Source organism: Formosa haliotis (assembly GCF_001685485.1).
GTDB classification, from domain to species: domain Bacteria; phylum Bacteroidota; class Bacteroidia; order Flavobacteriales; family Flavobacteriaceae; genus Formosa; species Formosa haliotis.
The window spans coordinates 3,285,370-3,306,998 of the sequence record NZ_BDEL01000001.1 but is presented as its reverse complement, the minus strand read 5'-3'; the positions used below and the strand labels follow the sequence as shown (position 1 = coordinate 3,306,998).

General features: G+C 35.2%; 16 protein-coding genes, 1 pseudogene and 2 riboswitches. Of the genes and pseudogenes, 1 reads left to right on the top strand and 16 read right to left on the bottom strand.

The window, feature by feature from the left end; translation table 11 throughout:
* Positions 1–9 precede the first annotated feature (9 nt).
* The 16 genes and pseudogenes from metF to A9D35_RS13745 form a co-directional block, all read right to left on the bottom strand.
* Positions 10–966: a methylenetetrahydrofolate reductase [NAD(P)H] gene (gene metF / locus A9D35_RS13820; RefSeq protein WP_066223954.1), complete on the bottom strand. Its 957-nt coding sequence runs from the start codon at positions 964–966 to the stop codon at positions 10–12.
* Positions 966–1,208, bottom strand: coding sequence for a hypothetical protein (locus A9D35_RS13815; protein WP_066223953.1), 243 nt, complete (start codon positions 1,206–1,208; stop codon positions 966–968). The genes metF and A9D35_RS13815 overlap by 1 nt, the downstream gene beginning before the upstream one ends.
* Before the next feature lie 9 nt (positions 1,209–1,217).
* Positions 1,218–3,929, bottom strand: a complete 2,712-nt coding sequence (metH, locus tag A9D35_RS13810; protein WP_083191712.1) for a methionine synthase — start codon at positions 3,927–3,929, stop codon at positions 1,218–1,220.
* Positions 3,926–4,279, bottom strand: coding sequence for a four helix bundle protein (locus A9D35_RS13805; RefSeq protein ID WP_066223951.1), 354 nt, complete (start codon positions 4,277–4,279; stop codon positions 3,926–3,928). The genes metH and A9D35_RS13805 overlap by 4 nt, the downstream gene beginning before the upstream one ends.
* Positions 4,280–4,306: 27 nt before the next feature.
* Positions 4,307–5,308 (bottom strand): homocysteine S-methyltransferase family protein, encoded by a 1,002-nt coding sequence (locus A9D35_RS13800; protein ID WP_066223948.1) that lies wholly within the window; start codon positions 5,306–5,308, stop codon positions 4,307–4,309.
* 50 nt (positions 5,309–5,358) lie between these two features.
* Positions 5,359–5,476, bottom strand: a riboswitch (SAM riboswitch).
* A gap of 77 nt (positions 5,477–5,553) precedes the next feature.
* Complete coding sequence (cysM, locus tag A9D35_RS13795; protein WP_066223945.1) at positions 5,554–6,450, bottom strand: cysteine synthase CysM; 897 nt, start codon at positions 6,448–6,450, stop codon at positions 5,554–5,556.
* On the bottom strand, positions 6,440–7,207 hold the full coding sequence (epsC, locus tag A9D35_RS13790) for a serine O-acetyltransferase EpsC (RefSeq protein WP_066223943.1): 768 nt from the start codon (positions 7,205–7,207) through the stop codon (positions 6,440–6,442). The genes cysM and epsC overlap by 11 nt, the downstream gene beginning before the upstream one ends.
* Before the next feature lie 146 nt (positions 7,208–7,353).
* Complete coding sequence (locus A9D35_RS13785; RefSeq protein ID WP_066223942.1) at positions 7,354–8,403, bottom strand: NAD(P)/FAD-dependent oxidoreductase; 1,050 nt, start codon at positions 8,401–8,403, stop codon at positions 7,354–7,356.
* Between the two features lie 40 nt (positions 8,404–8,443).
* Positions 8,444–9,223: a uroporphyrinogen-III C-methyltransferase gene (cobA, locus tag A9D35_RS13780; RefSeq protein ID WP_066223940.1), complete on the bottom strand. Its 780-nt coding sequence runs from the start codon at positions 9,221–9,223 to the stop codon at positions 8,444–8,446.
* Complete coding sequence (locus A9D35_RS13775; protein WP_066223938.1) at positions 9,210–11,318, bottom strand: ferredoxin-like domain-containing protein; 2,109 nt, start codon at positions 11,316–11,318, stop codon at positions 9,210–9,212. The genes cobA and A9D35_RS13775 overlap by 14 nt, the downstream gene beginning before the upstream one ends.
* 13 nt (positions 11,319–11,331) lie before the next feature.
* The gene (locus A9D35_RS13770; RefSeq protein WP_066226104.1) at positions 11,332–11,958 is read right to left on the bottom strand and encodes a phosphoadenosine phosphosulfate reductase domain-containing protein; all 627 of its coding nucleotides are present in this window, start codon (positions 11,956–11,958) and stop codon (positions 11,332–11,334) included.
* Positions 11,959–12,066: 108 nt separating this feature from the next.
* A complete protein-coding gene (locus A9D35_RS13765; protein ID WP_066223937.1) occupies positions 12,067–12,474 on the bottom strand; it encodes an RrF2 family transcriptional regulator in 408 nt (135 codons plus the stop codon).
* A 26-nt stretch (positions 12,475–12,500) separates the two neighbouring features.
* On the bottom strand, positions 12,501–13,667 hold the full coding sequence (locus A9D35_RS13760) for a trans-sulfuration enzyme family protein (protein WP_066223935.1): 1,167 nt from the start codon (positions 13,665–13,667) through the stop codon (positions 12,501–12,503).
* 4 nt (positions 13,668–13,671) lie between these two features.
* A pseudogene (gene thrA, locus A9D35_RS13755) lies at positions 13,672–17,072 on the bottom strand (bifunctional aspartate kinase/homoserine dehydrogenase I).
* Between the two features lie 50 nt (positions 17,073–17,122).
* Complete coding sequence (locus A9D35_RS13750) at positions 17,123–18,406, bottom strand: O-acetylhomoserine aminocarboxypropyltransferase/cysteine synthase family protein (protein ID WP_066223931.1); 1,284 nt, start codon at positions 18,404–18,406, stop codon at positions 17,123–17,125.
* A gap of 119 nt (positions 18,407–18,525) precedes the next feature.
* Positions 18,526–18,649: riboswitch (SAM riboswitch) on the bottom strand.
* A gap of 93 nt (positions 18,650–18,742) precedes the next feature.
* Positions 18,743–20,290, bottom strand: coding sequence for a hypothetical protein (locus A9D35_RS13745; RefSeq protein ID WP_066223930.1), 1,548 nt, complete (start codon positions 20,288–20,290; stop codon positions 18,743–18,745).
* Between the two features lie 148 nt (positions 20,291–20,438).
* Here A9D35_RS13745 and A9D35_RS13740 point away from each other — a divergent pair, with 148 nt between their 5' ends.
* Positions 20,439–21,614 (top strand): 2-isopropylmalate synthase, encoded by a 1,176-nt coding sequence (locus tag A9D35_RS13740; RefSeq protein WP_083191711.1) that lies wholly within the window; start codon positions 20,439–20,441, stop codon positions 21,612–21,614.
* Positions 21,615–21,629 lie beyond the last annotated feature (15 nt).

Genomic DNA, 21,629 nt, shown 5'->3' with positions numbered 1-21,629 from the left:
ACTTAATTATTAAAATAGTGCAGACGCAATCGCTTTTATATTATCGCTTTTCCCCATAGAATAATAATGTAGAAAAGGTACACCTGCTGCTTTTAATTCTTTAGATTGCTGAATAGCAAACTCAATACCAACTTGTCTAACTGCTTTATTGTCTTTGCATGCTTCTACAGCATCTATTAAATCTTCGGGTAAATCTATTTTAAACACCTGTGGTAAAACTTGTAAATGACGCTTCACTGCTAATGGTTTTATACCCGGAATAATAGGGATGGTTATACCAATAGCACGAGCTTTTTCTACAAAATCGAAATATTTTTGATTGTCGAAAAACATCTGAGTAACCACATAATCTGCTCCAGCATCTACTTTTTCTTTTAAACGTTTTAAATCGGTGTTTAAAGAAGGAGATTCCATATGCTTTTCTGGATAGCCCGCTACGCCAATACAGAAATCGTAATTATGCTCTACTTTAATATCGTCGTGAAGGTACTTTCCTTTATTCAAATTTGAAATTTGTGTTACCAATTCGCTGGCGTAATGATTCCCGCCATCGGTAGGTTTAAAGTAAGATTCGTCCTTACGAGCATCGCCACGAAGCGCCACAACATTATCGAGTCCTAAATAATGACAATCCACTAAAACATACTCGGTTTCTTCTTTGGTAAACCCTCCACACAATAAATGCGGAATGGCATCTACTTGATATTTATGCATAATTGAAGCGCAAATACCAACAGTTCCAGGACGCATTCTGGTAATACGTTTATCTAAAAGGCCGTTACCTTTATCCACATACACATACTCTTCTCTGGAAGTGGTTACATCTATAAAAGGAGGTTTAAATTCCATTAACGGATCTATGTTATTATATAAATCTTGAATATTTTTACCCTTTTGCGGCGGAATAACTTCGAAAGAAAATAACGTTTTTCCGTTAGCTTGTTTTATGTGATCTGTAACTTTCATTATGTTGTTAATAGCTTTTTAATCGTGTTATAATCGCCTTTATATTCCCAATATATTAAACGACCATATGTATAATCTGTTAAAATAAAATTTTCGCTTACCGATTTAATTCTTGAAAGCGCAACGAGCTTTTTGGTAAATTCTTTGGCCTCTACGCTCTCAGTTATTTCTTTATTCTGAGCGTCGAATCCATGCACAATAACATGGCTTCCCAAATGTAATTCAATAAACTTGTGACTCATAATATTTTTTTAATCGGCTAAGGTCGGACTCAACCATTTTTCGGCAACTTCATTACTAATACCGCGACGTTTAGCATAATCTACCAATTGGTCTTGGGTAATTTTTCCTAGTCCAAAATATTTGGCTTCTTTGTTGGCAAAATAATAGCCGCTAACACTTGCCGCTGGCCACATGGCTAAACTGTCTGTAATTTCTACACCAATTTCTTCTTTTACTTTTAAAAGTTTCCAAATGGTTTTCTTCTCTAAATGATCTGGACATGCTGGATAGCCAGGTGCTGGACGAATACCTTTATAACTTTCTTTAATTAATTCTTCATTAGAAAGTTGCTCGTTTGTATCGTATCCCCAATGATTTGTTCTTATCTCTTTATGCAAGTATTCGGCAAAAGCTTCTGCTAAACGATCGGCAATGGCTTTGATCATGATAGAATTATAATCGTCATGGTTTGCTTCAAATTGCTTAGCTAATTCGGCTGTTCCAAAACCTGTACTTACACAAAAACACCCCATATAATCCTGAACTCCGGAATCTTTAGGTGCTATAAAATCTGCAAGAGCAAAATTTGGCACACCTTCGCGTTTATCTAATTGCTGGCGCAAGGTTAGAAAGGTTACTTTTACTTTGCCATCTTCATCATAGATTTCAATATCGTCATCGTTTACTGTATTGGCAGGAAATAAACCAAAAATTGCTTTGGCTCCTAAAAGCTTTTCATCGAGAACACGTTTTAGTAGAATTTTGGCGTCTGCAAATAATTCTTTGGCTTGTGGCCCTACAACTTCATCTTCTAGAATATCTGGATATTTCCCGTGTAAATCCCAACTTCTAAAAAACGGACTCCAATCTATAAAGTCTTCTAGTTTTTCAAGGTCGAAATCTTGAATCACTTGAACACCTAAGTCTTTTGGCTTTGTGATTTCTGAGGTATTCCAATCGATTTTAAACTTACGTTTACGAGCATCTTCTATGGTTACAAAATTCTTCTTCTTTCCGCGTTTTAAGAATTGTTCACGGAACTTTTCGTATTCCTCGCGAATCTGTTCTTTATAAATCTTACTATCTTCTTGAAGTAAATTCCCTACCACGGTCACAGCTCTTGAAGCATCGTTTACATGCACAACAACATGGGTATAATTTGGTGCAATTTTAACGGCTGAGTGCGCTCGAGAAGTTGTAGCTCCTCCAATAAGTAACGGAATGGTAAATTTTTGTTTTTCCATTTCTTTAGACAAATACACCATTTCGTCTAACGACGGTGTAATTAATCCGCTTAAACCAATAGCATCTACATTTTCGGCTTTAGCCGTTTCTATAATTTTTTCTGGCGGCACCATAACACCTAAATCTACAATTTCGTAATTGTTACATCCAAGTACAACACTCACTATATTTTTTCCAATATCGTGAACATCGCCTTTTACAGTGGCCATTAATATTTTTCCAGCAAATTCTTGCTTTCCATCTTTTTCTGCTTCAATAAAAGGTTGTAAGTAAGCGACAGCTTTTTTCATTACACGCGCCGACTTTACTACCTGTGGTAAGAACATTTTTCCGCTTCCGAATAAATCTCCAACCACGTTCATCCCAATCATTAAATGCCCTTCTATAACCTCTATAGGCTTTTTAGATTCTTGTCGGGCTTGCTCTACATCTTCTATAATAAAGGAATCGATTCCTTTTACTAAAGCGTGTGTAATTCTATCTTGTAATGCATGACTACGCCATTCCAAAACCTTGGCTTCATCGACTTTCTTATCGCCTTTTACCGTTTCCGAAAATTCTAATAAGCGTTCCGTCGCATCGTCTTTTCTATCGAATAAAACGTCCTCTACTAGTTCTAAAAGATCTTTCGGAATTTCGTCGTAAACCTCCAACATAGTTGGATTTACGATCCCGATATTCATACCATGTTTAATAGCATGATATAAAAACGCTGAGTTTATCGCTTCACGAACTACGGTATTCCCTCTAAACGAGAACGACACGTTGCTTACCCCTCCCGACACATTCGCGTAGGGTAGATTTTCTCGAATCCACTTTGTAGCATTAAAGAAATCTAAAGCATTTAATCGGTGTTCTTCCATACCCGTAGCTACAGGAAATATGTTAGGATCGAAAATAATATCCTGCGGTGGGAACCCAACTTTATCGACCAATATATCGTACGAGCGTTTACAAATATCGATACGACGCTGATAGGTATCGGCCTGACCATCTTCATCGAAAGCCATAACCACCATAGCGGCACCGTAGCGTTTCACCAATTTAGCATGATGAATAAAAGCTGCTTCACCTTCTTTTAAACTGATGGAATTCACGACCGATTTACCTTGAACAACCTGTAAACCTGCTTCTATAATTTCCCATTTCGAGCTATCAATCATAATAGGCACACGAGCAATATCTGGCTCAGATGCTATTAAATTCAGGAATGTTACCATGGCTTCTTTACCATCTAGCATTCCTTCATCCATATTAACATCGATAATTTGCGCCCCGCCTTCTACTTGGTCTCTAGCAACATCTAAGGCTTCATCGAATTTTTCTTCTTTTATTAAGCGTAAAAATTTTCTAGAACCCGTTACATTGGTTCGCTCTCCTACATTTATAAAATTACTTTCCGGAGTAACCACTAAAGGTTCCAATCCTGAAAGACTTAAATATTTAGGTTTGTTGTTCGTTGTATGTTGTTCGTTATTGGCTTCGTTATCCATCATAACTTTTTATAATAATTAATAAAACCGTTAAGCAGTTTTTTATTAATAATCAATTTATCAATATTGTGTTTTAAATCGTCTTCTGAAATATATCCTAAATCAAAAGATAAATATAATTGGGTTTCAACTTCATTAATAGACCCTTTTGCAATGTATAAAAAATGAATCGTTTCTTTTTGCGATTGTCTTCCTACACCTTCTGCTATGTTTGAAGGAACCGAAACTACACATCTCCTTAGCTGATTTGTCAAACCGTAAAGTTCTTCTGGCCGAAATGATTTCGTTAATTTATAAATCATTTTCACCATCACTCTAGCCTGTTTCCATACATCTAATTCTGTATAATTCATTTTGTTCTATTAACTACCAACTAGAAACTAAATACTAACTGCAGCTTGTCTTGGCTTATATTTTGCAGCAACTTCTGCAATTAATTTAATATGCTCTGGTGTTGTACCGCAGCACCCACCAATAATATTGATGATATTTTCTTTTAAATAGCTTTCTATAAGTTCTTGCATTTGCTCCGCAGTTTGGTCGTATTCACCAAAAGCATTTGGCAATCCCGCGTTAGGATGTGCAGACGTATAAAATTCTGTTTCATTAGATAAACGTTGCAAATACGGTTGTAATTGATCGGCACCAAGAGCACAATTAAAACCTACACTTAATAACGGAATGTGAGATATAGACATTAAAAAAGCTTCAACCGTTTGCCCAGATAAGGTACGACCCGAAGCATCTGTAATGGTACCAGACACCATAATAGGAATGTTAAGATTGCGTTCTTCCTGAACCTGATCTATAGCAAACAACGCTGCTTTGGCATTTAAAGTATCGAAAATAGTTTCTACCAATAGTAAATCTACACCGCCATCTAACAAAGCTTCTGTTTGTTGTTTGTAAGCTTTACGTAATTCTTCGAAAGTTACCGCGCGATATTCCGGACGGTTTACATCTGGAGACAAACTTGCTGTTCGGTTTGTAGGCCCGATACTTCCGGCTACAAAAAGAGGTTTATCTGGATTTGCTTTTGTTAGTTCCTCGGCCACTTGCTTAGCAATTCTAGCCGATTCAAAATTAAGTTCGTAAACCAAATCTTCCATATCGTAATCGGCCATAGCAATAGTTGTTCCCGAAAAGGTATTGGTTTCTACAATATCGGCGCCGGCTTCAAAATATTTGCGATGAATATCGGCAATAGCTTGTGGCTGGGTTAAGGACAGTAAATCGTTATTTCCCTTTAATGGCGACGGATAATCTTTAAAGCGTTCGCCTCTAAAATCTTCTTCAGAAAAATTATAACGCTGCAACATGGTACCCATAGCACCGTCTAGTACTAAAATACGCTCTTGTATGGCTTGATAAATATTTGACATGTTTGATGTTTTATATCAATATGTCATCAGGAAAGAAAGGAATTTTTCTTGGGTTATCTGGCCCTTTGAAAATAGTTTCATTGAGTAGAATGTAGCACCTTCTTTAAGTGTGGTAAAGGGTTGCTAAGGCTTCACCGGGTCTATTCCCTCTGCCTTTCGTGATAACGAATTAATATGGTTATGAACTTAGTTGCAAATAAAAGTAATAATTTTTTATTTACAGCATTTTATGACTAATTAATACTTTAATTCTCGAATAAAGGAGAAGATAAGTAACGATCGCCGCGATCGCAAATTACTGCAACCACAACTCCCGATTCTAAATTTTCTATAACTTTTAAAGCGCTTGCAACGGCACCACCACTACTCATACCTCCAAAAATTCCAACTTCTCTTGCTAGTCTTTGTGTCATAGCTTTGGCTTCTTGTTCGCTAACTTCCACAACTTGATCGACTTTAGATTTATCGAAAATCTCAGGTAAATAGGCTTCAGGCCATTTACGAATACCCGGAATTTTAGCATCGTCTGTAGGTTGTGCTCCAACTATAGTAATGGCTTTATTTTTTTCTTTTAAAAATGTAGACACCCCCATTATGGTTCCCGTAGTGCCCATAGCCGATACAAAATGAGAGATTTCGCCCGCTGTGGCTTCCCAAATTTCTGGACCTGTAGTTTTATAGTGCGCCTTCCAGTTATCTGGATTAGAAAACTGATTTAATAAAAAGTAGCCTTTCTCCTTATTTAATTTAATCGCCAAATCTCTAGCACCTTCAATGCCAATTTCGGTTGGCGTTAAAATAAGTTCTGCACCGTAAGCACGCATCGTTTTAATACGTTCTTCGGTAGAGTTTTCTGGCATAATTAATACCATATTTACACCCAATAAGGGCGCTATAAATGCTAAAGCAATTCCTGTATTTCCGCTAGTGGCTTCCACTAAGGTATCGCCTTCTTTTATATCGCCGCGTTTTAAAGCTTCGCTTATCATATTAAATGCCGCACGATCTTTTACACTTCCTCCAGGATTATTTCCTTCCAATTTCAAAAATAACCTAACATTAGGTTTGTTAGTTAAACGCGTAACTTCTACCAAAGGAGTGTTCCCTATTTTATCTAAAATACTTTCAGATTTAAACATCATTTCTAGATCTTAAATTAAATTCCTTTTGATAAGTTACAATCGAATTTTCTGGGATAGATACCGTAACACATACATTGGCTCCAATTATACTATCGGCTCCAATAACTACATCTCCCCCTAAAATAGTTGCATTCGCATAAATAATAACATTATCTTCTATAGTTGGGTGCCTTTTGGTGGCCGATAAACTTTTTTTAACCTGAACGCCTCCTAAAGTTACCCCTTGATAGATTTTTACATTATTTTTAATAACCGAAGTCTCTCCTATTACAATTCCGGTGGCGTGATCTATAAAAAAGGAATCTCCTATTTGTGCCCCTGGATGAATATCTGTACCGGTAACACCATGCGCATATTCACTCATCATTCTAGGAATTATTGGCACGTTAAAGTTCAATAAATCATGACTTAATCTGTAAATGGCAATGGCATAAAAACCGGGATAAGCCAAATAAACTTCTTCTAAACTTTTAGCTGCGGGATCGTTTTTTTCGATAGCAATAGCGTCTAAATCTAATCGCCGTCTAATGGCTGGCAAATTAAACTTGAAGGTTTCCCAAATTTCGAAAGCATTATCGATGTCTAATTTTCTACCCATTTCTAAAAACAGGTTTTCTAAATGTTGTAATTCTGAAGCCGGTTCATCATCAAACATCACATAAAACAGATGCTTAGTGAAGGTTGCAATAGAATCTTTCAGACGAACATTATAGATTTTTGAAACTAATTTATTTTGCAATTTTGGATCTTCTATCATAAAAAAATGCCTTTTATTTTAACGCAATCATGTTGACCTTTGTTATTTCCTAAAAAATAAAAGTCAACATGAATACATTAACAGTCGAATTAATTTCAACTAATTTACAGTCAATTTTAATAAACGACTAATTTAAAATCAAGATTTTATACTATGGCTTGTACAACTGCCTTTGGTGCTTCTTTTCTAGATCCGTCGAATCCGTCAATACCACTTACTGTTGTATATTTTAGCACATATTTCTTCCCTGGATTAATAATTTTATAAGCCGATTGACACATTAAAGTTGCCTCATGGAAGCCACAAAGAATTAGTTTTAATTTGCCCTCGTAAGTGTTTACATCTCCTATTGCGAAGATTCCAGGAATATTTGTTTGATAATCTACAGTATCTACTTTAATCGCATTTTTCACGATTTCTAGTCCCCAATTTCCAATAGGGCCTAATTTTGGCGATAACCCGAATAATGGTATAAAGAAATCTGTATCTATTTGAAATTCTTCCTCTCCTTTAGTAACTGTAACCCCTTCGATATGATCGTCTCCTAACACACCTGTAACTTCTGCCGGTGTAACTAAATTAATCTTTCCAAGTAATTTTAATTCTTGCACTTTTTCTACTGAATCTAAGGCACCACGGAATTCGTTACGTCTGTGAATAAGTGTTACTTCTGAAGCGATATCGGCTAAGAAGATACTCCAATCTAGTGCCGAATCTCCTCCTCCAGAAATAACCACACGTTTATTTCTATATTTTTCTGGATCTTTAATAAAGTAATCTACCCCGTGGTCTTCGTATTTTTCAATGTTTTCTATTAATGGTTTTCTAGGCTCGAAAGACCCTAATCCACCAGCAATAGCCACAACTGGAGCTTGATGTTTTGTTCCTTTATTTGTAGTTACAATGAAAGATCCATCGTCTTGTTTCTCTATAGTTTCTGCACGTTCGCCTAAAGTAAATCCAGGCTCAAACTGTTTTCCTTGCTCCAACAAATTTGTTGTAAGATCTCCTGCTAAAATTTCTGGAAATCCAGGAATGTCGTATATCGGTTTTTTAGGATAAAGTTCTGAACATTGCCCACCAGCTTGTGGTAAAGCATCAATTAAATGACATTTCAACTTTAATAATCCTGCTTCAAAAACAGTGAATAATCCTGTCGGTCCTGCTCCTATTATTAGTATATCTGTTTTTATCATTTTTAAAAAATTTTACTGAAAATAACGATTTTAATATATTTTATAACGCGGGTTTTAACGCGTGTAACTCTGTTTTAATTCGATCTAATGCCATGCGCTCGTTAACCACCTCTCCAATAACAATAATGGCTGGAGCGCTTAAACCTTGGTTAGCAACAACATCTTGAATAGAATTAATGGTACCAACTCCTATCTTTTCGTTGGCATAGGTTCCGTTTTGTATTACTGCTATAGGAAGTTCATGTTTATTTTCGTTTACGAATAATTGAACAATTTCTGGCAGTTTACTCATTCCCATTAAGATAACAACTGTTGCAGACGATTTGGCTGCTAAAGCGATATCGCTAGAGATTTCATGGTTTTTAGTGGTTCCTGTAATCACCCAAAAACTTTGGGAAACACCCCGCTTGGTTAACGGAATACCTTGACTTGTTGGTACCGATAAAGCAGATGACATTCCTGGAATAACATCGACTTTAAGACCATTTAATTTTGCATACTCGATTTCTTCTGCACCACGTCCAAAAACAAAAGGGTCTCCGCCTTTTAAGCGAACCACATGCCCAAAGCTTCTTGCACGCTGTACAATAAGCTCATTAATTTGTTCTTGTTGATATGCGTAACATCCTTTGCGTTTCCCGACAAAAATAACTTCTGTAGTGGTTGAAGCGTATTTAAGTAAGTCAACATTTATAAGTGCGTCGTACAGGATAACATCTGCAGATTCTATGGCTTTAATTGCTTTAAGCGATATTAAATCTGGATCTCCCGGACCTGCACCTACTACCGATAATTTTGGTATGTTGTTAGTTGTTTGCATAGACTAATTCACGTGATCTAAAAACGTCAATGGTGTTAAAGAAAGCTTTGGTTTGGTTAATATATGTGGTTGCAAATTCTTTGCTTGGTTCGTTTTTATTGATTTCGTATACGAAATCTGAAAAACTTTGTTCTGTTGATAAGGTTATTTTATTAGTTTCTATAAAAGTCTCATCGAATAATTTTATAATATTAGCTTGAGAATTGGTTTTCACATTTTCTGAAAGCAATAAGGCTTTTGCTGCATTTACATTCGCCGTGTATGCAAAGTAAATGGCGTCTGCCCATTGGGTAGAATTTTCAAAAACTTCTTCAGCTTTATCTAATTTTTCTTTAGCCTCAAGTAATAAAGTAGCTACTAAATCAATAACAACACCTGCACATTCCCCTACTCCTACTTCTTGCTTGTACTCTTCATTCGTTCCCCAATCAAGAAAATCGCTTGGTTGTAAATTATCTGTATCAGACAAGGCTACTAAGAAATTGTAAAAATACTTTTGGCCTTCACGACGATCGTAATACTCTAAAAACGATTCGCCTGGATTTCCGTTAGCTTCAAAATCATCTAAAATTAAACGTAAAGCTTGCGGTCCTCTTTTAGACGGTAACTTAATTACTTTATCTGCAAAACGTCCATCTCCATTTCCTAAAACACCACCACCAAGTAACACTTGTACGGCTGGGGCAACTAATTTATCTTTAGTTCGAATAGACATCCCTTGAAAACCAATGTGGGCCATATTGTGTTGCCCACAAGCATTCATACATCCACTAATTTTAATAGCAATATCTTGATTGTTGATGTATTGCGGATATTCTGCTGTTAACACACGCTCTAACTCATCGGCCATTCCCGTACTACTCGCAATTCCTAAGTTACAAGTATCTGTTCCTGGACAAGCAGTAATATCTGTAGTTGCATTATATCCGGCATCTGTAAAGTCTAAAGCTTTTAATTCTTGATAAAAGAATGGTAATAATTCTTCTTTTACGTGACGAATTAAAATGTTTTGTCTTAAAGAAAAGCGTAATTCATCTGCAGCATAATCTCTAATTAAAGCTGCTAATTTTCTAGCTTTATCGGTATAAAAATCACCTAATTTTACTTTAATTCCAATAGCATATAAACCGTCTTGTTTTTGCGGAATTACATTTAAAGCTCTCCACGTATTATAAGCATTCTCGTCTGCTATATTTACAGTTGGCACTTCGACATTTGGAAATTGAATTACGGCATCTTCTGCTTCAATATGAAATTCTTTTACCGATAAGGCTTTTTGCTCAGCTTCAACTAATTCTAAAAATTTATCTAAACCTTCATCCTTAATTAAGAATTTCATACGCGCTTTCATACGTCTTGCACGTTCACCATGACGATCGAAAATACGTAATACACTTTCTATTAAAGGAATAATTTTATAGGTTGGTAAGAACTCATAAATCACATCTGCATTTCTTGGCTGAGATCCTAAACCTCCTCCTAGCAAAACTTTAAATCCGCGTTCACCATCATTAATTTTAGGAATAAATCCTAAATCGTGTATATAGCTTAAAGCCGTATCTGCATCTGAAGATGAAAACGAGATTTTAAATTTACGTCCCATTTCTTGACAAATTGGGTTACGTAAAAAGAATTGAAATGTAGCATGGGCATACGGCGTAACATCGAAAGGCTCGTTAACGTCGATACCTGCTGTTTCACTTGCTGTTACATTTCTTACTGTATTACCACAGGCTTCACGCAAAGTAATATCGTCTTGCTCTAATTGCGACCATAGTTCTGGTGTATCGTCAATACTTACATAATGAATTTGTATATCTTGACGTGTTGTAATATGTAATCTTCCTGTTGAAAAACGGTCGGATACATCAGAGATTCTAAACAATTGGTTAGACGTTACTTTTCCGTAAGGTAGTTTAATACGAATCATTTGTACGCCTTCTTGACGCTGACCGTATATTCCACGAGCTAAACGTAAGCTTCTAAAACTTTCATCGGTAAGACTTCCTTCCTTGAATAAGCGAATTTTTTTCTCTAATTCAATAATATCCTTCTCTACTACAGGATTCTCTATTTCTGATCTAAAACTTTGCATGATTCTTTTTCATTTATTGAAAGTGAATTCCACACTCTCGATTTTGTAATGCCTTGGTAGGGTCAAAATAAAATTGGTTTTTAGGAAGCTTATGTTCTTCTATATAAGCATCTAAATCTTCATCTGACCAATAATAAAACGGACTCACCTTTAATATACCTTCTTTACTCCAGCTTAAAATATCTTTAGATTTTCTATACTCGGTTTGTCTAACACGAATATTTGTAAACCAAAGCTCTGGAGCTTGCTCGGCTAGAGCTCTTCTAAAAGGCTCTAGCTTTACAACTTCTGTAAATTCGGCATGTTTTGGGCTGGTTACGTCCGGGATTCCTATTGTTGCATCAATTACCGATTTACTCAACAAAGGCTCATATTTTTCAACGTTTAAATTGAATGTATTTATTAATTTATTAGCATGTTCGTAAGTATCTGGTGTATTAAATAAGGTATCACACCAAATCACCTTAATATCTTTATCTTGTTTTGCAAACGTACTTAGCAACACGGCCGAATACACTCCAAAACTAGTTGTTACTATTCTATTATCTGTTAAAGCGATAGCCCATTCAATAATTTCTTGAGGGGTTTTATCTTTTAATTGTTTATTCCAATATGAAATATCTATTGTACTATCCAACATATCCATCTATTTTACTCTACTTCCTTTAATCCTATCGGACTAGTAGATTATTCAACAAATGTATAGGATGTTATTAAGATATGCAAACATAAATTGAAAAAAAATTGATTACACTAAATCAGCTAACGACTTGTTATTGAATATATCAAGTGTTTTATCGCGCACTTCGGCCATTAAAGTATGAACCCCACAAAGGGTTTCGTCTGGGCAATCGTCGCATTTTTCGTAGAAGTTTAAACTTACGCAAGGTACCATAGCAATAGGTCCTTCAAGAGTGCGCATCACTAAAGACATTTTAATATCTTTAGGTTCTTTTAGCAGATAATAACCTCCATTTTTACCTTTTTTAGAACCCAATACCCCTATTTTTCTTAATGTTAATAGAATACTTTCTAAAAATTTTTGTGAAATATTTTCACTTTTAGAAATCACACTAATCTGTACAGGGGTACTGTTTTCTTGACGCGCTAAAAAGATAAGCGCTTTTAATCCGTATTTGGTTTTCTTTGAAAGCATGGTTCAAATATACTCCTTTTTCAGAATTAATTTAAAGCCTGATTTAAATCGTTAATAATATCATCTGTATGTTCTAAACCTACAGAAATTCTTACTAAACCATCAGATATTCCGGTTTCCATTCTATCTTCCGTGCTTAATTTACTATGCGTTGTAGAGGCTGGGTGCGTAACTATGGTACGTGTATCTCCTAAATTTGCAGACAAAGACAATACTTTTATTTTATTTAAAAAGGCACGGCCTCCTTCTACACCTCCTTTTACTTCAAAAGCAATAATATTTCCACCTAGTTTCATTTGCTTTTTCGCAATATCGTACTGTGGATGAGATTTTAAAAACGGATATTTTACTAAAGACACATTTTCATGCCCCTCTAAAAACTCGGCTACTTTTACCGCATTTTCACAATGTTTATCGACACGAACCGATAAAGTTTCTAAACTTTTAGATAACACCCAAGCATTAAACGGCGATAAAGCAGGCCCAGTATTTCTTGAAAACAAGTAGATTTCGCGAATTAAATCGGCACGACCTACGGCTACACCTCCTAAAACACGACCTTGACCATCCATTAATTTTGTTGCAGAATGAATCACTATATCTGCTCCAAACGTTATAGGCTGTTGTAAATACGGTGTCGCAAAACAATTGTCTATTACCAATAAAATATTATGCTTTTTAGCAATATTTCCTAAAACCTCCAAATCTAAAATATCCACGGCAGGGTTGGTAGGACTTTCGGCGTACAAAATTTTGGTGTTAGGCTGGATTAAGCTCTCTATCTTATCTACATCTTTTACATTAAAGTAAGAGGTTTCTATATTCCACTTCGGAAGATATTTAGTAAACAAGGTGTGCGTAGATCCAAACACAGAACTTGCCGATACGATATGATCGCCGCTATTTAATAACGCCGCAAATGTTGAAAATACAGCAGACATACCCGTTGCAAATGCATAACCTGCCTCTGCACCTTCCATTTTACACACTTTTTCTACAAATTCTGAGGTATTCGGATTTGTAAAACGGCTATAAATATTTCTATCTTTTTCTTCCGTAAAAGACGCACGCATATCTTCGGCATCTTCGAACACAAAACTCGAACTTAAATAAAGTGGTGTTGAATGTTCTAAAAATTGCGAACGCTCTGTTTGTGTTCTAATGGCTTCCGTTTCAAAATGATTCTCTTTCATTATATTAATTGGTGTTTTTTTCTGTTAATCTTAAAATATCTCCAAATACCCCACGAGCGGTTACTGCTGCGCCTGCACCTGCCCCCTGTATAACCACAGGCTGATCGCCATAAGACTCGGTATAAATTTCGAAAATAGAGTCCGATCCTTTTAAAGATCCTAATGGTGAACTTTCTGGAACCGAAACTAATTTCACTTCTAATTTAGCTCCTTTTTCGTCGGCTAAATTCCCGTGTAAATCGCCTATATATCGCAATACATGTCCTGGCTTTTGCTCTTCTTTTATCCCTTGATATAGGGCATCCATTTCTGAAAATGATTTTAAAAATGAATCTGCATCGATTTCACGTAAATTTTCAGGAATTAAGTTCTGGATATCTACATCGGCAATCTCGTTATGTAAATCGAGTTCTCGGGCTAAAATTAGTAATTTTCTAGCAACATCGTTTCCACATAAATCTTCCCGAGGGTCTGGCTCTGTAAATCCTTTATCGACCGCCTCTTGTAAAATCTTAGAAAACGGCTCGTTTTTAAGTGAATAATTATTGAATAAATAACTTAACGACCCAGAAAATACCCCTCTAATTTTAGTGATATTTTCTCCCGATAAGTGTAATAATTTTATAGTATCAATTAATGGTAAGCCGGCACCAACATTTGTTTCGTAAAGATAATTTTTCTGATTTTTCGCTAGTGTTTTTCGCAAATCGCTATAAAATTTAAAATCGATAGTATTCGCGATTTTGTTTGAAGACACTAGGTCGAAACCATGTTCTACTAACGGAATATAATGCGATACAAATTGCGCGCTAGCCGTATTATCTATAGCAATTAAATTTTCTAAATGATGCTTCTTGGTATACTCCACTAAACTGTCAAATGTATATGGCTTTCCCTTTTCTTGAAGTGCGGCTCTCCAATTTTCATCCATGCCTTTTTTATTAAACAAGGCTTGTTTAGAGTTCGCAATAGCAAAAATATTTAGTTTAATCCCCTTGCGTTTTTCTATATCGCTTGCCGAGGCAATAATTTGGTCTATTAAGGTACCTCCCACTAATCCATGACCAAAAATGGCCAAGTTTATTTTTTTAGACATCCCAAAAATCTCACCGTGAATCACGTTCAAGGCTTTGTGAAGTTGCGATTTTCTAACCACTAAACTTACATTTTCGCCGGTAATGGTATTATTGAAAAGTAATGGAACAATCTGGTTTTTAATTAATGCATTAAAAGGTTTATGGAACGTACTTAAATCCTGCCCAACAATAGAAATTACAGCTACATCGTCTATAATTCCAATTTTATTAACGTCCTGAACATAAAAATCGGTTTCGAATTCACGTTCTAAAGCAACGACAGCTTGCGAGGCTTTTTTGGCATCGACCACCAAACCTAAACCTCGTTCCGATGATCCTTGCGAAATTATACTTACACTAATATCGTTCGCACTTAAGGTTTTAAATACGCGAGCATCGACTCCTACTTTCCCTAGTAAACCACGTCCTTCAAGATTAATTAAGGCCACATTATCTAAAACCGAAAGCGACCTGATTCCTTTAGAACTCGTTTTAGCTGTAATTAAAGTACCGTTATCGCCACTATTAAAGGTATTTAAAATTCGGAGTGAAATATTTTTCTCTAATAACGGAATTATGGTTTTTGCATGTAATACGGTAGCTCCAAAATTGGCTAATTCGTTAGCCTCTGCAAACGATAATTCTTCAATTTTTTAGCATCTGGCACCAAATCTGGATTGGCCGTATAAATACCATTTACATGTGTGTAATTTTGCAACTCTTCAGCATCTAAAAAATTAGCTAGCAAGGATGCAGAATAATTACTTCCGTTTCTCCCTAAAGTTGTGGTTTTGTTATCTTTATTCGAAGCAATAAAGCCAGTGACAATATTTACCGTATCGCCATTATGTCTTTTAAAATGTTTTAATACATTGTCTTTAGATACTTTGGTATTTGGCTGTGCATTACCATAAGTATCATCTGTTTTTATAAGTAACCTAGAATCTGTAGCATGTGCCTGAACACCTCTGTCGTTAAGTAATTTGGCAACTAGTTTTACAGACAACAATTCGCCTTGTGCGAGAACCTCATCTTTAATTTTATTGCTATAATCGCCTAATAATTTTACGCCACCAAACACTTTATCTAGCACCGAAAATTCTTCAGAAAAATCGATATCCGGACAAGGTTCTATTTGGTAAGCTTTAAAGGCTTCTAAGTCTTTTTTATATGGCTCGTCGTTTTTGGCTTTATCTAAAATCGCTTCTAACTCATCTGTAGAATTTCCTCTTGCCGATAGCACAACGGTAATTTTCTCATCGTTCTTAACTTTATTTTCTATAATATTAAGAACCGTTTCTAAACCCTCACCATTTGCTAAAGATTTCCCTCCAAATTTTAATACTTTCATACGTTTGTTCTTTAACTCGGGCTTAAAAATACCTTCAATTATAGTTTCTAATTGTTCAAATTCCATCAAAAAGGCATCGTGACCGTGATCGGAATGAATTTCATTATAAGTAACATTTGGATGCGTAAGTGCGAGCTGTTTTTGGGTTTCCCTATTTTCTTCAGCAGTGAAAAACAAATCTGTATCTACACCTACAATGGCGATATTAGACTGAATGATATCTAATACATTCACATCGTCTGGGCGACCTTTGGTAACATCGATTGTTTTTAACAACTGATTCATTAATTTATAAGCTGAAAGCTGAAAACGTTCCTGCAATTTGTTTCCGTGATGCAACAACCAACTTTCTACATTAAAAATTTCTAAATCTTCATTTTTACTTCTGTGGAAGCGTTCTTTAAACGATTTTGGCGTTCTGTAGCACAACATAGCATGCATCCGCGCATCTGAAACCGGGTTACTAGAATTAGTTAAAAATTGTTCCTGAATTTGACAATTCGCTATTAACCAGTCGGTCGATTTCCAATCGGTAGCTACAAACACTAAATTCTCTGCTAATGTTGGAGCCATAACAGCCATTTCCCAGGCAATCCCACCTCCTAAAGAACCACCAATAATGGCAAAAAGTTCTTTTATATTTAAAATATCTAGCCCTTTTAAAAAGATATTTGCTATATCTCGAGCTACAAAATCTTTATAATTTTCTATTATAAATCCGTCATAACCATTACCCGGAATATTGAAAGATATCACCGTATATTTCTTGGTATCTATGACTTTATTATCGCCTATAAGATCGCTCCACCAACCGCCAACACCAGCCACATTACTGTTACCTGTTAAGGCGTGATTAACCAACACAATTGGCGCTTCGTGTAAGGGTTGCCCAAAGACTTCGTAAGAAAGCTGAATAGGCAATTCGACACCGCTAATGGTCTTATAAGATTCTAATGAAATATGTTGTAAATTGTTCATGCTGCAAGATATAAAAGCTACAAATTAAAAGGGCTGAAAATTAAAGAAATTTAGACGTTTTTAATGGCTGCAAAAGCCTGTGTTAAATCGGCTTTTAAATCTTCTAAATCCTCTATTCCTGCAGACAAACGAATTAAATCGGTAGTTACTCCAGAAGCGTTTTGGGCAGCTTCGTCTAACTGCTGATGTGTTGTACTAGAAGGATGAATAATTAAAGATTTAGTATCGCCAATATTCGCTAAAAGTGAGAACAATTTGGTGTTATTCTGAATAATTTTAGCGGCCTCAAAACCTCCTTTATGTCCAAAAGTTACTAATCCGCTTTGTCCTTTCGGAAGGTATTTATCGGCTAAGGTTTTATATTTACTACTTTCTAAACCTGGATAATTTACCCAAGCAATCTCGTCTAAACCTTCTAACCACTGTGCTAATGCTAAAGCATTTTCACTATGTTTTTTAATTCTAATTTCTAAAGTCTCTAAACCTTGAATAATTTGAAACGCATTAAACGGACTCAAGGCACTTCCATAATCGCGTAACCCTTCAATTCTTACTTTAGCAATAAATGCTGCTTCTTTTAAAACCTCGCTATACACTAAACCGTGATACCCCGCCGAAGGCTCTGTAAACTCAGGAAATTTTCCATTTGCCCAATTAAAAGTTCCTGCATCGATAATGACTCCTCCTAAACTAGTTCCGTTACCATTAATATATTTAGTTAAGGAATGAATTACAATATTAGCACCATATTTTATAGGGTTTAATAAGGCAGGTGAAGCTACCGTATTATCTACAATTAAAGGAATGTTATTTGCTTTTGAAACTTTAGCAATGGCTTCGATATCTAAAACATCAAGTTTCGGATTTCCTAAAGATTCGATAAACACAGCTCTAGTATTGTCTTGAATAGCTGCTTGAAAATTTTCAGCGTCTGAAGGATCTACAAATGTTGTAGTAACACCATGTCTTGGCAAAGTTACCGCTAGTAAATTATAGGTTCCGCCATACAAACTACTAGACGCGACAATATGATCGCCTGCGCGTAATAGAGTTAATAATGCTGTTGTAATTGCCGAAGCTCCCGATGCCGTAACCACTGCTGCTAAACCACCTTCGATAGTTGCCAAACGTTGTTCTAGCACATCGTTTGTTGGGTTGTTAAGTCGCGTGTAAATGTAACCTGGTTCTGACAAAGCAAATAAGTTGGCTGCATGGTCTGAGTTTTCGAACACATACGATGATGTTTGGTAAATTGGCACGGCTCGTGTACCTGCGTTTTTAGTTACGTCGTGGCCTGCGTGCAACGCTTGAGTTGCGAATTTTTGAGTACTCATTTTTCTTTCTTTTGAGTTAATAAATGGATTAAAACCAAAAGTCAAATGCGCCGATGAGGCGTACTTAATAGAAAAATGTTAAAAAGAAAATAATAAAAATTACTGAATGCAATTTCGTTTAGTTATCTATCTAAATCGCCGATAAATGAATCGGTATTCAAGTAGAATTTAGCACCTTCTTTATAATTTAAAGGGTTGCTAAGGTTTCAGCGGGTCTAATCCCTCCACCTTTCTTGATAACATTTCAATATGGTATTGAACTTTGTGAGTGCAAATATTCAGTTAGAAAAGTTGATTTTCCAAATAATTTACTACTTATTTACAAAAAAAGTGGTTCTAACCCTTATTCTCTGCTAAATATTTTTCTCTAATTATTTGTCCTACAGGTTTGTTTTCAATTTTACTTTCTAACCAAGAAATAATATCTAAATACAGGAATGCTCGTCTTTCAAACGGATGATTTTCGTAGGTTTTTAAAGTGTCTCTTAATTGAGAAAATGCTTTCTTAATGTCCTGCGGATACACATCTTGTAAGCCTTTAATAAACTTTATCATTTCTTTTTGAACTTCGTGCATGTCGTTCATTTTAATCAAGAATTTATAGGTACTTCTTAACAAAGTTTCTATATGGTAGTCTAAACCAGCCTCGTAATGAGCCACTAAATTTAGTACTCTTGAAAAGCACAATAAATCCTCGCGCATAGACAAGGTTTTATTAGAAATAATTTTATCTAGATAAGCAATACACATTTTATTATCGCCGGCACCAAAATATAAACTCGCAAATTTATAATAGAAAATCATGGTGTGATGCTCGTCTATTCTGTTCGAAAAGCGCTTTAAATCTGTTTCTATTTTAGGAATTAACTTTAACCCATCTTGAAACGTGCCATCAATAAAATGCAAATTCACTTTATTTAAGTTTAAATATAAAAACGCCAAAGCTTCGACATTTTCGTCTCTTAAAAACGATTTATCTTCTACAATCGCTTCTAACCTAATTAAAGCTTCCTCGAACTTATTTCGGCTACGCACAAAAAATAAGGCTTCTAATAAATAATTATTTCCCTTTAAAAAGAATACCGGATTTAGGTTAATCATGCTTGGATTTTCGTAAAATAAATCCACCCATTTTGAAGCGTATTTATAGCAATTTTTAAAATCTTGCATTAAAAAACTAAACCATAAATATGCGTTATACAGCCATAATTTCTCTCTGAATCCTAAATCTTTTATATTGTATTTTGGTAATCTTTTATAGAAATACGATTTTACTTGTTCGCCTTCATCTTCGTTTCTTACGTAGCCCGTTTTTAAAAACAATCCGTATAACTGTAGCGATAAGTTAGATAATTTACTTGCTATAACATTTAATGCACTTAACTCCTTGGCTTGGATTGTAAGTTCATCTGCTCGGCCACCAATACTTCGAGTAATGTATTGCGATTCGATTAACTTTTCGAACTCAACAATTTCATAAGCTAAATTTTTTTCTTCGTTTTGTATAGAAAGCTCTTTCGATTTATCTAAAATTTTTAAACTCTGCTTATATAATCCTTTATGGTATAAAATAGAGGCAAAATCTAGTTGTTCCCTAATCTGCGATCTAATATTTTGATGCGATGGGTTCAACTTTAAACTAATTAATATTTGCTTGTATAAATGTGCTTTAACGTTAGCTAACTGTTGCTTTTTAACATCGCCATTTTTCAAGATAAAATCTTCATCGTAAACCGTTAATTTATCTAGAATATTGAAGAGGTTTAAAAATTTAGAATCGGTATTTACACCCAATCGTCCAACGTAAAGTTTAAACTGTCGCTTTTCGGACTTGGTTAAAGACTTAACTAATAAAAACAAATTATCTTTTTGGTCTTTTATCATCAAATAATATGTATTATAATTTATTGATTTTCAGATACTTAAATATGTTTAAATCCTTTTAAACATCGTAAAAATAACAATATAAGGTATTCTTCTCACAAAAGTAAAATATAAATTCGTAGAACAATAAGAAAATAAATTTAGATACATGTCATATACTAACATTCAAATATTTGACACGACGCTTCGCGATGGCGAACAAGTCCCAGGTTGCAAGTTAAACAAAGAGCAAAAAATAATCATTGCTGAACGACTTGATACCCTAGGAGTTGATGTTATAGAAGCAGGTTTTCCTGTGTCAAGTCCGGGAGATTTCGCTTCAGTAGAAGCCATTTCAAAAATCGTAAAGAATGCAACAGTTTGTGGTCTTACCAGATCTGTAGAAAATGATATAAAAGTAGCGGGAGAAGCCTTGCGTTTTGCTAAGAAACCTAGAATTCATACCGGTATAGGAACTTCAGACTCTCATATAAAATTTAAATTTTCTTCTAATCGCGATGCCATCATCGAGCGTGCAGTAAGAGCTGTGCGTTATGCAAAAACATTTGCAGAAGATGTAGAATTTTATGCCGAAGATGCTGGACGTACCGATAACGACTATTTAGCACGAGTTTGCGAAGCGGTAATTAAAGCTGGAGCAACTGTTTTAAATATTCCAGATACCACTGGATACTGCTTACCTAGTGAATATGGCGCTAAAATGAAATACTTAAAGGAGAACGTTAAAGGTATTGAAAAAGCCATTTTATCTTGCCACTGCCACAACGATTTAGGTTTAGCTACTGCAAATTCTATTGAAGGTGTTATTAACGGTGCTAGACAAATAGAATGTACTATTAATGGTATTGGAGAACGTGCTGGTAATACAGCATTAGAAGAAGTTGTTATGATTTTAAAACAACACCCAACTTTAAACTTAGACACCAATATTAATACGTCTTTATTATATAGCACGAGCCAAATGGTTTCTGAACATATGGGAATTTACACCCAGCCAAATAAAGCTATTGTAGGAGCAAATGCATTTGCACACAGTTCGGGAATTCATCAAGATGGTGTTATTAAAAATCGTGAAACTTACGAAATAATAGATCCTAAAGACGTGGGTGTTACAGAATCGGCTATAGTATTAACAGCAAGAAGCGGTAGAGCCGCATTAGCATATAGAGCTAAAAATGTAGGTTACGAATTAACAAAATTACAGTTAGATGTAGTTTATGCTAACTTCTTAAACTTTGCAGATGTTAAAAAAGAAGTAAACGATTCAGATATCCATCAAATTATTGAAACTAGTAGCGTTTATAATCAAATTATTTCCGCTTAATACATTAAGCCAAAA

Coding starts and splice junctions, on each gene's coding strand:
- metF (WP_066223954.1), bottom strand. CDS start 966: ATGAAAGTTACAGATCACATAAAACAAGCTAACGGAAAAACGTTATTT.
- A9D35_RS13815 (WP_066223953.1), bottom strand. CDS start 1,208: ATGAGTCACAAGTTTATTGAATTACATTTGGGAAGCCATGTTATTGTG.
- metH (WP_083191712.1), bottom strand. CDS start 3,929: ATGATGGATAACGAAGCCAATAACGAACAACATACAACGAACAACAAA.
- A9D35_RS13805 (WP_066223951.1), bottom strand. CDS start 4,279: ATGAATTATACAGAATTAGATGTATGGAAACAGGCTAGAGTGATGGTG.
- A9D35_RS13800 (WP_066223948.1), bottom strand. CDS start 5,308: ATGTCAAATATTTATCAAGCCATACAAGAGCGTATTTTAGTACTAGAC.
- cysM (WP_066223945.1), bottom strand. CDS start 6,450: ATGATGTTTAAATCTGAAAGTATTTTAGATAAAATAGGGAACACTCCT.
- epsC (WP_066223943.1), bottom strand. CDS start 7,207: ATGATAGAAGATCCAAAATTGCAAAATAAATTAGTTTCAAAAATCTAT.
- A9D35_RS13785 (WP_066223942.1), bottom strand. CDS start 8,403: ATGATAAAAACAGATATACTAATAATAGGAGCAGGACCGACAGGATTA.
- cobA (WP_066223940.1), bottom strand. CDS start 9,223: ATGCAAACAACTAACAACATACCAAAATTATCGGTAGTAGGTGCAGGT.
- A9D35_RS13775 (WP_066223938.1), bottom strand. CDS start 11,318: ATGCAAAGTTTTAGATCAGAAATAGAGAATCCTGTAGTAGAGAAGGAT.
- A9D35_RS13770 (WP_066226104.1), bottom strand. CDS start 11,958: ATGTTGGATAGTACAATAGATATTTCATATTGGAATAAACAATTAAAA.
- A9D35_RS13765 (WP_066223937.1), bottom strand. CDS start 12,474: ATGCTTTCAAAGAAAACCAAATACGGATTAAAAGCGCTTATCTTTTTA.
- A9D35_RS13760 (WP_066223935.1), bottom strand. CDS start 13,667: ATGAAAGAGAATCATTTTGAAACGGAAGCCATTAGAACACAAACAGAG.
- A9D35_RS13750 (WP_066223931.1), bottom strand. CDS start 18,406: ATGAGTACTCAAAAATTCGCAACTCAAGCGTTGCACGCAGGCCACGAC.
- A9D35_RS13745 (WP_066223930.1), bottom strand. CDS start 20,290: ATGATAAAAGACCAAAAAGATAATTTGTTTTTATTAGTTAAGTCTTTA.
- A9D35_RS13740 (WP_083191711.1), top strand. CDS start 20,439: ATGTCATATACTAACATTCAAATATTTGACACGACGCTTCGCGATGGC.